Annotated in this window: 10 protein-coding genes; 6 read left to right on the forward strand and 4 right to left on the reverse strand. The window is 64.0% G+C overall.

Annotation, left to right across the window (positions count from 1 at the left end):
* The 3 genes from E4K09_RS22290 to E4K09_RS22300 form a co-directional block, all read right to left on the reverse strand.
* Nucleotides 1-2,187 carry an ABC transporter permease gene (locus tag E4K09_RS22290; protein ID WP_134499895.1) on the reverse strand — a complete coding sequence of 729 codons (2,187 nt, stop codon included), beginning with the start codon at nt 2,185-2,187 and terminating at the stop codon, nt 1-3.
* A 116-nt stretch (nt 2,188-2,303) separates the two neighbouring features.
* Nucleotides 2,304-3,317 carry an ABC transporter substrate-binding protein gene (locus tag E4K09_RS22295; protein ID WP_134499909.1) on the reverse strand — a complete coding sequence of 338 codons (1,014 nt, stop codon included), beginning with the start codon at nt 3,315-3,317 and terminating at the stop codon, nt 2,304-2,306.
* 155 nt (nt 3,318-3,472) lie between these two features.
* On the reverse strand, nt 3,473-4,267 hold the full coding sequence (locus E4K09_RS22300; RefSeq protein ID WP_134499896.1) for an inositol monophosphatase family protein: 795 nt from the start codon (nt 4,265-4,267) through the stop codon (nt 3,473-3,475).
* Nucleotides 4,268-4,464: 197 nt separating this feature from the next.
* On the opposite strand from E4K09_RS22300, the gene E4K09_RS22305 reads away from it, so the two are divergent.
* From E4K09_RS22305 to E4K09_RS22330, 6 genes are all read left to right on the forward strand, one after another.
* Complete coding sequence (locus tag E4K09_RS22305; RefSeq protein ID WP_134499897.1) at nt 4,465-4,890, forward strand: NUDIX hydrolase; 426 nt, start codon at nt 4,465-4,467, stop codon at nt 4,888-4,890.
* 139 nt (nt 4,891-5,029) lie between these two features.
* On the forward strand, nt 5,030-6,202 hold the full coding sequence (locus E4K09_RS22310; protein WP_134499898.1) for a zinc-dependent alcohol dehydrogenase: 1,173 nt from the start codon (nt 5,030-5,032) through the stop codon (nt 6,200-6,202).
* Between the two features lie 12 nt (nt 6,203-6,214).
* A complete protein-coding gene (locus tag E4K09_RS22315; protein WP_134499899.1) occupies nt 6,215-6,790 on the forward strand; it encodes a cyclase dehydrase in 576 nt (191 codons plus the stop codon).
* 6 nt (nt 6,791-6,796) lie between these two features.
* Nucleotides 6,797-7,246, forward strand: coding sequence for a DUF488 domain-containing protein (locus E4K09_RS22320; RefSeq protein WP_134499900.1), 450 nt, complete (start codon nt 6,797-6,799; stop codon nt 7,244-7,246).
* A 192-nt stretch (nt 7,247-7,438) separates the two neighbouring features.
* On the forward strand, nt 7,439-7,936 hold the full coding sequence (locus tag E4K09_RS22325; RefSeq protein ID WP_134499901.1) for a GAF domain-containing protein: 498 nt from the start codon (nt 7,439-7,441) through the stop codon (nt 7,934-7,936).
* A 157-nt stretch (nt 7,937-8,093) separates the two neighbouring features.
* Complete coding sequence (locus tag E4K09_RS22330; protein WP_134499902.1) at nt 8,094-8,342, forward strand: DUF6894 family protein; 249 nt, start codon at nt 8,094-8,096, stop codon at nt 8,340-8,342.
* A gap of 285 nt (nt 8,343-8,627) precedes the next feature.
* On the opposite strand, the gene E4K09_RS22335 is transcribed toward E4K09_RS22330, so the two are convergent.
* Complete coding sequence (locus E4K09_RS22335) at nt 8,628-16,028, reverse strand: Ig-like domain-containing protein (RefSeq protein WP_204985769.1); 7,401 nt, start codon at nt 16,026-16,028, stop codon at nt 8,628-8,630.
* Nucleotides 16,029-16,224 lie beyond the last annotated feature (196 nt).

Raw genomic sequence — 16,224 nt, forward strand, 5'->3', positions numbered from 1 at the left:
TCATGGAATGGCTTGGACGGCAACGGGACTGGGTGAGGGGCTGGCGGCACGGCGTCCGAGACGCCGTTCGCCCACGACGACCTGGATCGCGAGGATCGCGAACAGCATGACGACGATGAGCACGGTGGAATAAGCGATGGCGAGGCCGAACTCGCCCGCTTCGACGCGGCCGACGATGTAGGTCGTTGCCATGTTGTACTCGGCGGTCACAAGGAAGATCACGGCGCTCACGGCCGTCATCGCGCGAACGAAGGAATAGACCAGGGCGGCCACGATGGCGGGACGCAGCAGCGGCAGCACCACGCGGCGCATGGTGGTGGCCGAGCGGGCGCCGAGCGTCAGCGAGGCCTCGTCCAGGCTCTTGTCGATCTGGCTGAGCGTGGCGATCCCGGAGCGCACGCCCACGGGCATGTTGCGGAACACGAAGCACATCACGAGCACGAAACCGGTGCCGGTGATCTCGATGGGCGGCACGTTGAAGGCGAGGATGTAGGACACGCCCACCACTGTGCCGGGGATCGCGAAGCTGAGCAGGGTGCCGAACTCGAAGGCGCGCTGGCCGGAGAAGCGCTGCCGGGTGAGGAGATAGGCCGTCAGCAGGCCGATGGCGGCGGTGAGCGGCGCCGCGAGGGCCGCGACCTTGACCGTGGCGAAGAACGAATCCCAGGCCGAACCGGAGAAGAAGAGCCCCCGTTCCGCGCGCTCGACCCGGAAGGCGGTGAGGAAATGTTCGAGGGTCGGCGTGTAGTCGCGGCCCATGGAGCGCACGAAGGCGCCGATCAGGATGATCACGTAGACGGCCACCGTGAACAGGGCCCAGGGAATGGCCGTGAAGTAGGACGCCAGCGCCACGCGGCGGGGCAGGGGCAGCGGAATGCCGGCATCGCCCTTGCCGGTCACCGTGGTGTAGACCTTCTTGCCGAGCCACGCATGCTGCAGCCAGAAGGCGCCGAGGGTGAAGGCGAGCAGGATGATCGAGAGCACGGCGGCTCGTCCCTGATCCTGCTGTGCGCCGACGACGGCGAAGAAGATCTTGGTCGAGAGCACCTCGAAGTTGCCGCCGAGAACGAGGGGGTTGCCGAAATCGGCCAGGCTTTCCACGAAGCCGAGGAGGAAGGCATTGGCGAGACCGGGCCGCATGAGCGGCAGCGTCACGGTCACGAAGGTCGTCCAGCTCTTCGCGCGAAGGGTTTGGGAGGCCTCCTCGAGGGTCGGGCTGATGCCCTGCACCACGCCGATGAGGACCAGGAATGCGATGGGCGTGAAGGCGAGGAGCTGCGCGATGAAGATCCCGGGAAGGCCGTAGATCCACCGGGAGCGTGGAATGCCGAACCACTCCCACAGGACCGACGAGAGCGCGCCGGAGCGGCCGAAGATCAGGATCAGCGCGAGACCGATCACGAAGGGAGGCGTGATGATGGGCAGGACGCTCATCACGCGCAGGAGCTTCTTGTAACGGAAGGCGGTGCGCGTCGCGATCAGCGCGAAGGCCAGTCCAAGGGCCGTGGTGCCGACACCCACGAGGAGGCCGAGGAACAGGGTGTTCCAGGCCACGCCGCAGCGCAGGTCACTGGAGAGGCAATCCAGTCCCCAGATCGATCGGTCCATGAACTTGGTCACGAACTCGAGGGGTGCGAAGTTGCCCGCGTTGTCCGCGAACGCGCTCGCCAGGATCGTCGTGACGGGAAAGAAGACGAAGACCGTGATGAGGGCGACGACGGTGCCGATGGAGGAGGTGACGAAAGCATCGCCCCGGCACCAGCCGCGTGCGGCAAGGCCGTGGCACAGGATGATGAGGAACGCGATGGAGGTGAGCGCGGCGCCGTAGCCCATGCCGCCCTGGCTCGGCCCGGTGCCGCCGGTCAGGCTCCTGAGGGCGTCGAGGGTCCATCCGTTCAGGCCGATGCTGAAGCCCTGGAGGACGATCAGCCCGAGGCCCAGGATGCCGGAGGCGATCAGCCAGGTGCTGTTGCCGTTACGCGGGGGAAGAAGCGCAGGGCGCAGGCTCATCAGGAGCGGTGAGAGAACGGGCAGAAGCCACCACGCTCCCTTCAGGCCGTGAGCCAGTCCCGATCCGCCGATGTAGCTGGCAAAATTCGGAGCGGCCGAGCGGTCGAAGCCGTACCAGGGCAGGAGGGCATAGCCGACCCAGCCCAGAACGATCCAGCCAAGGGTTGCCCGTGACATATCGGTTCTCGCGTAACGATCATGCGGGCTTCGCGCGAAACCCCGCTTCTGAAATTCTCTCGATGAATGGCGGATCGGCGAAGCGCCGCGGGCTTCGCCGATCCGGATCAAACGGCCTATTTCGGCAGGTTCTTGACCTCGCTGTCCCACTTGGACAGGAGGCGCTTGCGCTCCTCCGACGAGCCGTACTTCGCGAAATTGAAGTTGATCAGCTTGATGTCGGTGAGCTTCGGAGCCTGCGGCGGGATTGGCGTGCTCTTGTTGGAGGGCACCTGATAGGACTTCGCCTCGGCGCCGAGCTTCTGCGCATCCGCCGTCAGCGCCCAATCGTAGAATTTCTTGGCGCTGTCCAGGTTCTTGGCGCCCTTGATGATCGACATGGAGCCGATCTCGTAGCCGGTGCCTTCGCAGGGAGCCACGACCTTGACCGGCGCCTTGTCCACGACCATCGTCACGATGTCGTGCATGAAGGCGATGCCGGCGGTGGTTTCGCCCTGCGCCATGGCCTTGGCGGGAGCCGCCCCCGACTTGGTGTACTGGTTGACGTTCTTGTGCAGGGCTTTCAAGTACTCGAAGCCCTTCTCCTCGCCCATGATCTGGACGATCGTGGCGAGCAGCGTGTAGGCCGTGCCGGACGAGTTCGGATCGGCGACCTGCACCTCGTCCTTCAGTCCGGGCTTGAGCAGGTCGGCCCAGCACTTCGGCTCCGGCACGTTGTTGGCCTTGGCCAGCTCGGTGTTGTAGCCGAAGCCCAGAGCGCCCGAATAGATGCCGACGGTGCGCTTCTTGGACTGCTCCCACTGGCGCATGGCCCAGTCCTGAAGCTCGTTCATCTTCGGCGAGGTGTATTCCTCGGTCAGGCCTTCCTCCGCGGCCTGCATGTGGGGATCGCCCGTGCCGCCCCACCAGATGTCGGCCCGCGGATTGGCCGCTTCCGCCTTGACCTGTGCGAAGATCTCGCCCGAGCTCTTGCGGGTCATGGAGACCTTGATGCCGGTGTCCCGCTCGAAGGCGCCGACCATGGCGCGGCACCATTCCTCCTGGACGCCGCAATACATCACGAGGGCTCCTTGCGCCTGGGCCGCGCCGGCGGACAGGAAGGCGAGGGCGGTCATGGAACCCGCCAGCATCGTGGCGGCAACGAGGTTCTTCTTAAGCTTCACGGTTTCCTCCCTTAGGGTTGTTGTCTTGTGTTTTTGTTGGTCGGCTAAGCTCCCCCCATTGGGACGCGCGGTCAAGTGCCCAGCCGGCGATGCCAAAATGAAACTTTGGAATAAGTGCGCCGTCAGGGCTCCTTGGCGATGCCGGTGGCCGCCATGAGGGCCTCCGCCAGATCCGGCGTGCAGGCCAGGACGGGGTTGCCGTTGCGCAAACCTTCCTTGGCCAGGAAGTTGTTGGTCCAGCCGCCGGCCTCTTCGATGATGAGCAGTCCCGCCAGGGCATCCCAGGAGTTGATGTGGAGCTCGCAATAGGCGTCTATCCGCCCGTCGGCCACATAGGCGAGGCCCAGCGTGCCGGATCCCGCGCGGCGCACATTCGCGCCGCTCGTCTTCAGCCGCTCGACGACACTGATATAGGGCTCGGGCGGCAGCCGGGAGGACCAGCCGGCTTCCACCGTCGCCTGGCGGATGTCCGACAGGCCGCTCACCTTTATGGGCTCGCCGTTGAGGATGGCGCCCCGTCCGCGCTGGGCTGTGTAGAGATCCGCGTGCATCACGTCGTAGATCACGCCGATTTCGACCTGGCGGTCGCGAACGAAGGCGATCGAGATGGCGAAATGCGGGATGCCGCGGGCGAAATTCGCGGTGCCGTCGATCGGGTCCACTACCCAGACATCGCGCTCGAAGGAGCCGCCGCCTTCCTCCCCGAAGAACGAGTCGCCCGGGAACAGCTCGCCCAGGCGCCGGCGGATCAATTCTTCGACCTCCGCGTCGGTCGCGGTCAGGAAATCCTGGGGACCCTTGAAGTCCGGGCGCTGGGAGCGCGGGCGCTCCAGGAAGCGCTTGCGCGCCAGCACGCCTGCCTCGCGCGCGATGGCGCAGGCGGCTGCAAATCTCATGTCCAGGCTGTAGGTCGTCATGGCGTTCGGGCGTTCCTCAGGATCCAATCGGCGGCCGGTTTGTTGTCAGACATTCATAAGGGATCATGAAAATACAGGAGAGCACGAAGCTCCCGACGGAAGGAGATGTTGCTGAGGCCTGTGAAAATCGATCCTTTATTAGCCGGCTCAGATCAACTACGTTACATGTTAACCGCTTAAAATCATACTCTCGTCGAATGTCCCGGACGCCAAAAGAAGAACTCAGCCAGGTCGCAGCGCTCCCTTTCCGCATCAAGGACGGACAGATCGAGGTGCTCCTTGTCACATCCCGCGAAACCAAGCGCTGGCTGATCCCGAAGGGCTGGCCCATGAAGGGCAAGAAGCCGCACAAGGCCGCCGCCCGGGAGGCGGAGGAGGAAGCAGGCGTGAAGGGCGCCATCAAGGCGGAGCCCCTGGGCCACTACAACTACTGGAAGCGCCGCGCCGCGCATTTCGACCTCTGCCGGGTGAACGTGTACCCGCTCGAAGTCTCAAAGCAGCTCAAATCCTGGCGGGAAAAGGGGCAGCGGGAGGCGCAGTGGTTCGCGGTCGAGGAAGCAGCGCTCCAGGTGCTGGAACCGGCGCTTGCGGATCTCATCCGCAGCCTTCCGCAGCATGTCTGACGCGCCAGTCCTTCCGAGCTAGCACCCGGAAAATTGGGGGCTTCAGGGAACGCAACGCTCGCCAAGAAGTCTTTTCCCATATCGAGGCGGCCGGACAGCCCGGCTTGGCCGTTCGCACGCATGCTGGAAGGAGATTTCGATGAAGGCCCTCGTTTGGCACGGCACCACGGATATTCGCTGCGACTCCGTCCCCGATCCAGAAATCGAGCATCCGCGCGACGCGATCATCAAGGTCACGAGCTGTGCCATCTGCGGCTCCGATCTCCACCTGTACGATCACTTTATGCCCGGCATGAAGAGCGGCGACATCATGGGCCACGAATCCATGGGCGAGGTGGTCGAAGTAGGCTCGGAAGCAAAGGGCAAGCTGAAGGTCGGCGACCGCGTCGTGATCCCCTTCACCATCATCTGCGGCGAATGCGACCAGTGCAAACGCGGTAACTTCTCCGTCTGCGAGCGCACCAACCGCAACGGCCACATCGCGGCAAAGGCCTTCGGCCATTCCACCGCGGGCCTGTTCGGCTACACGCACCTGACCGGCGGCTATCCCGGCGGGCAGGCAGAGTACCTGCGCGTGCCCTTCGCGGATGCGACGCACATCAAGGTGCCGGATGGGATCTCGGACGAGAAGCTGCTCTTCCTGAGTGATATCTTCCCCACCGGCTGGCAGGCCGCCGTGCAATGCGACATCCAGCCCACCGACACGGTGGCGATCTGGGGCGCGGGCCCGGTCGGGCAGATGGCAATCCGCAGCGCCGTCCTGCTCGGCGCCAGGCAGGTGATCGCCATTGACCGCATTCCGGAGCGCCTTGCGATGGCTGCGGCGGGCGGCGCGATCACGATCAACTTCGACGAGGAGAGCGTGATCGAGCGCCTGAACGAGCTCACGAACGGCAAGGGGCCGGAGAAGTGCATCGACTCCGTCGGCATGGAGGCGCATGCGGCCGGCACCATCGACGCCATGTACGACCGGGTCAAGCAGGCGACTATGATGGAAACGGACCGTCCGCACGTGCTGCGCGAGATGGCCTATGTGTGCCGTCCGGCGGGGACGCTCTCCATTCCCGGCGTCTATGGCGGGCTTCTCGACAAGATCCCCTTCGGGGCGATCATGAACAAGGGGCTCACGATCCGCACTGGTCAGACCCATGTGAACCGCTGGACCGACGATCTCCTGCGGCGCATCGAGGAAGGGCAGATCGATCCGTCCTTCGTGATCACCCACACGGTCGGGCTCGAGGAAGGGCCTGAAATGTACAAGATTTTCCGCGACAAGCAGGACGGCTGCATCAAGGTCGTTCTCAAGCCTTAAAGAGGTGGACGCATGCGCTACGAAACCGAAAGAACCCGTCGGCGCGGTCATGCCGACACGGCAACCGATACGCTCGCGCGCGGGCTGGGCCTCTTCTCGATCGCTCTCGGCATCGCCGAGATCGCCGCGCCCCGCGCCCTGGCCCGGGCGCTCGGCATGAAAGGGCAGGAGGGCCTGATCGCCGGCTATGGCCTGCGCGAGATCGCAACGGGCGTGGGCATTCTCGCGTCGAAGGATCCGACGCCGTGGATCTGGGGCCGTGTCGCCGGCGACGGCCTCGACCTCGCGACCCTCGCCACCGCGCTGGAGGGCGACAATCCCAACAAGCACAATGTCGGCATCGCCATGGCGGCCGTTGCTGGCGTGACGGCGCTCGATGTCTATTGCGCCCAGACGCTGAGCCGCGAGAGCCCGCATCCTCTGCCGCCATTGCAGGATTACTCGGACCGCACCGGCTATCCGCGCGGCATCGAGCAATCGCGCGGCGCCGCCCGCGATTTCGAGGTTCCGCGCGACTTCCGCACGCCGGAGGCCCTGCGGCCCTACACGCAGCCCGACTTGCCGCAGAACCCGATGCCGTCCATGTAGGAAGGCATGGCAAGGCTGCAGGTTTTTACGATCGGCTACGAGGGAGCGGATGTGGACCGCTTCCTCACCACTCTCGCCGATGCGGGCGTGGAAGTGCTCGCGGACGTGCGCGCCGTCGCGCTTTCGCGCAAGCGCGGCTTCTCGAAATCCGCGCTGCGCGAGGCGCTGTCCGGGCGAGGCATCGGCTACGAGCATTTCATCACGCTCGGAACGCCCAAGGAGGGCCGCCAGGCGGCACGGGCGGGGGACGGCGACCTGATGCGCCGGATCTATTGCGACGAGGTTCTCGCGACGCCAGAGGCCCAGGAGGGGTTGCGCGATTTGGAGGCGCTCGCCGCATCGCGGCCGATCTGCCTTCTCTGCTTCGAGCGCGACCCGGCCCATTGCCATCGGCGGGTCCTGGCGCAGCACCTGGCGAGCCGAGGCTTCGAGACGGTCGATCTGACGGTTCTCTAGAGCCTCGGACGGGCATTCGAACTCACGTCCGAGGCTTCAAGCTCTTGATCGTTGAGCATCTTTTCACGCGAAAGCGGATCCGGTTCGCCGGCAAAAATGCGGCACACTCAAGAACAGAGATGATCCCACGCAAGTGGAAACAGCTCTAGCGCCGGGCTGGACAAGCGGGGATCGGGTCCATAAGTGATGCCCATGTTCGAAGCGCAATCCCTCCCGTCTTCCGTCAGCAAGCGCGACCTTTATGCCTCGCTTGCCCAGCAGCTCGCCGCCCTGCTGGAGGGCGAACCCGACGCCATCGCCAATGCGGCCAACATGTCCGCCCTGATCTATCAGCTCGTTCCCGAGCTGAACTGGGCCGGATTCTACTTCATGCGCGGCCCGGAGCTCGTGCTCGGCCCGTTCCAGGGCAAGACCGCCTGCGTGCGGATCGCCGTCGGCCGCGGCGTGTGCGGCACAGCCGTCGCGCGCAAGGCGTCCCTCGTCGTGCAGGATGTCCATGCCTTCCCGGGCCACATCGCCTGCGACAGCGCGTCCCGCTCCGAACTGGTGGTGCCGCTCATGAAGGACGGGTGGGTGCTGGGCGTTCTCGACCTCGACAGCCCCCATCCGAACCGGTTCGACGACGAGGATCGCGAGGGATGCGAGCGGCTCGTCCAGATCTATCTCGATGTCTCGGAACTGAACGGCTAGTTCTGGGGCCGACAAGCGCAGGCCACTCGTCCGATCAACACCTGTTTTGTGCAGCGATCATTCCGCTCGCCCCGAATCGCCGGCCCCGGTCTCCCCAATGCCGAGGAACCAAGGGGCGATGGAATGCTTGGCCTTGGAATGCCAATCGGGTGGAACCATGCCGCGCTATCATTTCAATGTTCACATCGGTCCGGATGTCATCAGCGATCCTGAGGGGCAAAACCTCAGGGATCCCGACCAGGCCTGGGAAGTGGCCAGGGCGATGGCGGTGAACCTGATGCAGACCCAGTTCGAGACGCAGATCAATTGGACCGCGGCTCACATCGAAGTCCGGGATGGTCTTGGCGAGATCCTCCTGGAGTTTCCGTTCGTTGAGGCCATTCAAACCGATCAACGGTCTCACTGATCGGTCGAGGCTTCCCGGGAAGGACAGCGCGGGCGGAAGGGTCTTTCGACGGCTGCTGTCGACTGATCTAAGGTCGCAGATTCGAGAGACGCTTCAGCCCGCGAGGAATCATCTCTTCATTGGTGTGCCGCATTTTTCGGCATCGAACCTTTACCGGCACGACGAGGATCGAGGGATCCAGAACGCCGGGAATAGAAATTGCGACAGAACCTGAACCGCCGCTAATCTGACAGTAACCCCTGACCGAGCTTGCGCCGGGTTCCGGTGAGCGGGTCGCTGAAACGCTCAGGACCAGTGCACCCGGCCTAACTCCATGTGGAGTTCATTCCATTGGGCGCTATGATCGACATCGATTTGATCTACGTCCTGTGTTGCCGGAGCTGCCGCATCTGAGACAGCATGGAAAGATGTCTGCTCGATCCAGCTCCCGTCATCTCCCCTGATCGGGTCTCCTCCGGGGTCCGGCATCAGAAGAAAGGCCTCATCGGAGGATGTCCCAGCCCCCTGTGGTTCGGGCAGCAAGGTGACATCGTCTACGACTATCTCGACGAACTGCTGCGGTGAGACTGCTCCGTCACTGTCGACAAGGGTCACTCCGATACTGCGAGTACCTGCAGTAAAACCGGACGTATTGCCGCTCTCCAGCACGAGGGCCTCCAGCACAGCCGCGTAGGTATCCGGTGATGCATTACCGCTCAGGATCAGGCTGTCAGAGGCGGGGTCGAAACCTCCGCCCACCACTTCGATGCCGGTATCGCCGATCATCACATGTCCGTTCTCGTCGCGCAGCTCAAAGCCCTCGAAATCGAGCCTGTCTCCTGACTGTGCCCCGTGAAGCGTAATGGTCGCTCCGCCCAGCTGAGCACTATCGATGTCACCAGCCCGAGCCGAACCAATAGCGCTTGCCTGATGCTCGTGGGCGTCGGCGTGATCCGGTGCTGTCAGTGTCAGATGGGGCGCGTCGTTTACAGAGCTGATGGTGACCGTAAACGAGGAGGTGGTGCTGGCTGCGCTAACCACTGCCCCCTCGGTGCTGGTGGCCTCAATGGAAAGATGCAAAGCACCATTCCAATCCTTGGTCGGCGTGAGCCTCAGGTCGTGCAGGCTATCCGCGGCCACCTGCCAGATTCCGCCCCCCATGTCGGTCCCGCTCGAGAGCCTGAAGCCATCGGGAAGTCCAGACAGTTTTACGGACGTGATCGCCTCCGACCCATCCATGTCGGAGAGCGCAGCAGATAGGTTCAGCGTAATCGAGTGGTCCTCCTGTCCCGTGACATCCGCTGCGCGCACGAAAGGCGCATCCGCAATACCGTTGACGTGCACATGGAACGCAGCCGTCGCCATGGAGGTCGACCCTCCCGCGCCCTCCCTGGCAGTGGCCTGCAGTGCCAGATCGAGCGTGCCGGAGAAGTTGTGGGCGGGTGTCAATGTGAGGTGCTCCAAGTCAGCCGGAGTCACACTCCAACTGCCGTCGGATTGCCGGCTGCCGTGGGAGAGCAAAGCACCCTCCGGTACACCCAGGATGCTGACCGCCAACGTCTCGGATCCGTCTGCGTCGGACAGGGTGGCCGAAAGGTTCAGCGCGATAGCCCGATCTTCGTTTCCTGACACATCTATCGCATGCAGCACCGGCGCATCCGCGACACCGGCCACGGTGACCTGGAAAGTCGCATCCTTCGTCGCAGCAGATCCATTTGCACGTTCATGCGAGATCGCCCGCAGGGTCAGATCAAGCGTACCCGCGAAGTCGCGGGGCGCCGTCAGTGCGAGATGAGCCAGATCCGCCGGACTCACGCTCCAGCTGCCATCCTCCTGTCTCGTACCCTGGGACAGGGAGGCGCCTGCCGGAATGCCGATAATGCTGACAGACAGAAGCTCGGAGCCATCCGTATCCGCCAGGGCCGTCGAGAGATCCAAGGCAATGGCCTGATCCTCAAGACCGGTGGCATCGCGCACCGATACGAGCGGAACATCGGCAACCGCATCTACCTGGACATGGAAGGTGACGCTTGTCGTGGCAGTCGGTCCGTTTGCTCCCTCCTGCGCGGTCGCCCGAGCCGTGAGATCGAGTGCACCGGAGAAGTCACGCGGAAGTGTCAGGGTCAGGTGCGCCAGGTCCGCCGGGCTGATGCGCCAGCTGCCGTCCGCGGAGCGCGTGCCGTGCGAGAGAGCTGCCCCTACCGGCACTCCCAAGATGCTCACGCTGAGGGTCTCAGAGCCATCCGTGTCTGTCAGGGCCGCTGAGAGGTCGAGAGCAATAGCCATGTCCTCGCTGCCCGAGACATCATCGGCCTGCAGCCTGGGCGCGTCGGCGACGGCATTCACTTGCACGAAGAATGCGGTGCTCGTTCCCGCAGACGAACCGTTTGAGCTCTCCAGCGAAACAGCCTGCAGCGTAAGATTGAGACGTCCGGAAAAATTCTCCGGTGGTGTGAGCACAAGACGTCCCAGGTCGGCGGCATCCACGCTCCAGCTGCCATCTGCCTGCCGGGTGCCATGGGAGAGGGATGCTCCTGCCGGAACTCCCAGGATGGTCACCGAGAGGGACTCCGACCCGTCCATGTCCGACAAGGCAGCGGAAAGATTCAAAGTGATGGCCTGATCCTCTCTGCCCGTCACATTGGCCGCCCGGATAAGCGGCGCATCAGCAATGGCTGCCACATTGATCCGGAACTCTGTGCTCGTGACGGCCTTCGAACCGTTGGCGCGCTCCTGGGAGATCGCCCTCAGACCGAGGTCCAGCGTACCGGAGAAGTCTCGCGGGGGTGTCAGAGCGAGATGTTCCAGATCAGCTGGTTTCACGCTCCAGCTGCCGTCGCTCTGGCGAACGCCGTGCGACAGGCTCGCCCCCGCAGGCACTCCCAGGATGGTCACGGACAGAACTTCCGAACCGTCCGTGTCCGACAGGACGGCGGAGAGGTCCAGCGCGATGATCTGGTCTTCGCGGCCGGAGGCGTCGCGGACCGTGATCAACGGTGAGTCCGCATCCGCTTCCACGTGCACGTGGAAGGTGGCGGTCGTGGCGGCGCTGGTATTGTTTGATCTCTCCAGCGAGGTGGCCCTTACGGTCAGTTCGAAATTTCCGGAGAAGTCACGCGGCGGAGTGATCGTCAAATCCCGCAGATCGGCCGGATTCACGCTCCAGCTGCCGTCCGCTTGGCGCGTGCCGTGAGACAGCACAGCCCCAGCCGGCACACCCAGGATGGTCACGCTGAGCGCCTCCGAGCCGTCGTTGTCTGCGAGAGAAGCCGCGAGATTGAGCCGAATGGCCGTGTCCTCTCTGCCCGTCAGATCATGCGTAGCCAGAAGTGGGGCGTCGGGTGCTGCTTCCACGTGCACATTGAACGTCTTCTGGACCGTGGCGACCGAACCGTTCGACGTCTCACGGGCGTGAGCCTGCATGACAACGGTCATGTCGCCGCTCCAGTTGCCGGGTGCGGTGAGGGTCAAGCCCGACAGCTGCGCGGGCGTGAGAGTCCAGCTGCCATCGCCGTTGTTGATGCCCGCCGACAGACGTGTTCCCTCCGGCAACCCCTGAAGCACCACCGAGAGCACTTCCGAGCCGTCGATGTCGGTCAAAGCCGCGGAGAGGTCCAGCGCAATGGGCTTGTCCTCGGAGCCGGAGGTATCGTGTACGGTTACGATGGGCGCGTCGGCCCCTGCGGCAACCGTGAAGGAGACGGTTTGGCTTACCGTACGGGTGCTCGCGCCAATCGCCTCTTTTGACGTGGCGGTCACGATCAGTTCGAATGTCCCGTACTTGTCGGCTGGCGGCACCACGCGAACGTCGGTCAGGCGCAATGGATCGACCGACCAAGTGCCGTCTCCATTGTCCGTCACGCCGGCGCCTACGAGACGGGCCCCGGCGGGAAGGCCGGAGATCCGCACTTCCTCAATGCTCTCGCTGCCATCCCGGTCACCGGGCCTAACGTTGAGGTTCAGCGCTACTGCAGTATCCTCCACGCCTGGAGCCGGTGCCGCGCCGATGATCGGATTGTCCACAACCGCCGTGAAGGTCACATTCACGTCGGAGGTTCGGGATGCCTGATCGCCCGTGGCTTCTTGAGCCACGACCGTTACCTTCAAGGTGATCGTGCCGGAGAAATCTGCCGGGGGAGTCAGTTTCAGCCCGGCGAGCTCCTCCGGCCGCAGCACCCAGTAGCCGGTGAGCGGATCCCTCGTACCAGCCGACAGGGAGGCGCCAGCCGGGACGCCCTCGATGCGGATGCCAAGTGTCTCCTGGCCATGATCCGTGTCGGCGCTGGCGGCACTGATCGAGAGTGCGGCAACATTGTCTTCTGCCGCTGTACTGTTCGATACGGTCAGTTTGGGTGCCTGAGCCCGAGGCGCGCCGGTGCTGGCAAGGGAGGAGGGGGCGGATCCGGTCGAGTCGGCAAAGTCGATGAACTCGATGTTCTTCAGCTTATCGATGGAGCCGCTCTTCGATGTGACACTGAACTGATACCCCTCAGGATCGCTCGCGAGGGCCACGACGGTATAGTCCGAGCGATTGCCAGCATAAACCACGTGATCCATGCCGGCGCCGCCATCGATCTTGTCGGATCCCGCGCCGCCGCGAATAGTGTCATCGTCGCTACCGGCGTTGATGATGTCATTGCCGGCACCTGCATCGATCAGGTCCTTACCGCTGCCGGTGGTGATCGTATCGCTGCCTGCACCCGACAAAACAGTCAGGTCTTTGCCATAGTTGGCGGCATTCAGGGTGAAGGCGGAGCTCCTGACCGCCTCGATGGCGGAATTCCCGAATGCCAACGCGAAGTTGCTGCCGATCGTGACCGTCGCCGCATCGGCTGTCATCAGCTCGAGACGCTCTGCACTCGTGACATTGGTTTGTCCGTAAAAGCTCGTGGTATTCACGAGATCTGAATCCGTCAGGGTATTGAACCCCTCCAACAAACGGACAGTGTCAGTACCGTCTGCACCGTTGGTCATGGTGGTGCGCAGCTCCTGCTGACTGCCAAACTCGAATGTGTCGTTACCGGCTCCGCCAACGACCTGATCGGATTGCGCTTCGTTGCTGCTGCCGTATCCTCGGATGACGTCGTCGCCGTCATCCCCGAGGAGCTGGTTTGCGCCGTCATGGCCTGACAACGTATCGTTTCCGGTTGTTCCTTTCAGCATGTAGTCGGATGTACTCTGACTGGTGCCCGCCGTCCCGGACGTCGGCACTGGAGCGGTATCGATGCTGCCGAAGTCAATGTCTTGTCCCTGACTGCCTCCGCTGGAATCTGCGCCCGTCGGGGGCGTGGTCACTGTTATCGCAACCGGATTCGTAAGAACGGCTTGGTCGCCTTCACGCTCGTCGGCCACAGCAGAGACCCGCAAGGTGAAGCTGCCGCTGAAGCCAGCCGGCGGGCGGACGGAAAGGCTCGACAGAGACGCCCGCGGCACCAGCCACAGCCCGTTGCCAGCGGGAATGCCGGCTGAAAGTGTGGCCCCTTGCGGCACATCCCGGACCCACATGGTCAGAGATTCCGAACCGTCTGTGTCGGACGGAACTGCCGTGATATGCAGCGGGATCCACCCGGTACCCGCACTGGTGCTGTTGTGGCCGGTGCCGTCGGATGGATTGAGCGATAGGGCGGGCGTGTCGGCGTCGCCCACCGGGTCGACAACCATATGACCGCCAATCTCCTTTCGCACCCCTCCCGTGTCCTCCACCGTCATACGAATCGTCAGGGTGGCGGCCACATCGCTGTCGTGCGGCATGGTCAATGTCACGCCATGCATTTTCCCCGCGCCGATCCGGTAGTATCCGTCCGAATCCATCTTGACGACGCTGTGGTCGGACAGCCTTAAAATCGCGCCTGCCGGGACTCCCGTGATGAGGATGTCCCCGACAATGTGCTCCGATCCGTCCCGGTCGCGGAGACCCGGATCGAACCGAAGCGCGATTGGCTGGTCCTCGGTTCCGCTCATGGTCCCCCAGTTGCCTGAGGTGCCGTCGAGCCCGCCGACCGCCGGTGCATCGATGACGGCTTCGACATTCACAGTGAAGTTCACCCGAGTCGATGCCTGATTACCTCCGTCCTGCTCCTGTGAAACGGCCGTGACGGTGAGGGGGATCGGCCCGGCAAAGTCGGCCGGCGTAATCAGCACTGCCTGCCTGGCCTCCTCGGAGGTCAACGACCAGGTGCCAGGACCGCGATACGTGCCGACGGACAGAAACGCGCCTTCAGGCAGGCCGGTGATCACGAAGCTGAGCTTCTCTGAGCCATCATGGTCCGGCAAGGTAGCGGCGAGGTTGAGAGGAATGCCGGCGTCCTCGGAACCGCTGGCGCTCGTCACATTCATGACTGGGGCATCGGCGACCGCCCTGACGATTACCGGCAGATCCATAGGCGGGCTCTCGGCCCTGCTGCCGTTCGGTTCAGCCGATATAGCCGAAATCCGGAGGGTGAAGTCGCGATCCGATTGAGCCGGTGGCGTGATGGTCAGGCTCCCGACGGCGCTGGGCTGGACCAGGACACTGCCGTCCGCTTCTCGTGTGAGCACCATGCCGCCGGCCCGAACGACGGCATCGTCCGGCACGTCGGTGAGGCGGAAGAGGACGATACTTTCCGAGCCGTCGATGTCGGTGGTCCACGCCGTCACATTGAGCGGAATGGCCGTGTCCTCGTCCCCCATCGCGACGCTGACGCGCATTCCCGGTGTGTCGGCAACGGCATCAACGGTGACGTGGAAGGTTGCCTCCGTCGTCGTCGTCGAGGTGTTCGGGGTCTCGTGCGCGGTTGCCCGAACCGTCAGGTCGATGGCCCCGGAGAAGTCGCGCGGCGGCGTGATCGTCAGACGGGCGAGATCCGCCGGGTCGACGCTCCAGCTACCATCCGGTTGCTTCGTGCCATGAGAAAGGACCGCTCCTTCGGGGACGCCCAGGATGCCGACCGTCAGCATCTCGGACCCGTCGGTGTCACGCAGTGCCGCGGAGAGATCCAGCGCAATCGACTGATCCTCCCGGCCTGTCACGTCGTGAGCGCTCACGTGTGGCGCATCCGCCACCGCTGTGACGGTCACGGCATAGGTGCCTGTCACCTCCCGGCTGTCGGTCTTGCCGTTGCCGCTGTCCGTCAGGGTCGTCGTGAAGGTGAGGGTGAAATCCGCGTCGCTGTCAGCCGGCGGTTGGATCGTCACGCGACCAGCCTTAAGATCCGCAGTCGCAACCTGCCAGACACCGGAACTCACCTCGGTGCCGTGGCTCAGGCGGGCACCTGCCGGCACGCCGGACACCTCCGTGACCGGCGACCAGGTTTCAGAGCCGTCGCCGTCGGGTGTGGAGAAGGTAGGCTGCACCCGAATCGCGGCATCCTCGTCTCCGGTAATCCTTCCGTCGATCGAGCCCTGATCGACCACTGGATCGAGGCTGACCGTGAAGGTGGCCGAGGTCCGAGCCGTAGAGCCACCGGCGGTCTCAGTGGCGATTGCCGTAAGCGTGAGCTTGAACGAGCCGGAAAACTGGGCCGAAGGAGCCATGCTCAAGCCTGTCAGCTGCGCCGGCGTCAGCAGCCAGGTGCCGTCCGACTGTTTGACGCCAGCACTCAGATTGGCGCCTGCAGGTACTCCGCTCAGCACGAATGAAAGGCGTTCCGAACCATCGGTGTCGGAGAGCGCTCCCCCCAGGCCAGTGAGGCTGATGAGGGTGTCCTCCCGGCCGTGAGCGTCAGCCACTGTGACGCTTGGGGCATCGGCCACCGCATTGACCGCTACCGAGAAGGCTTGCTCGCGTGTGACAGCATCACCGTTGTGCTCCCGGGACGTCGCACGAAGAGTGAGATTGATGGTCCCCGAGAAGTCATGGGGAGGTGTGATGGTCAGGTGTGCGAGGTCGGACGGGCTGAGGCTCCAGCTCCCGTCCGGCTGGCGC

It is taken from the genome of Microvirga pakistanensis (genome assembly GCF_004458765.1).
Classification (GTDB): Bacteria; Pseudomonadota; Alphaproteobacteria; order Rhizobiales; family Beijerinckiaceae; genus Microvirga; species Microvirga pakistanensis.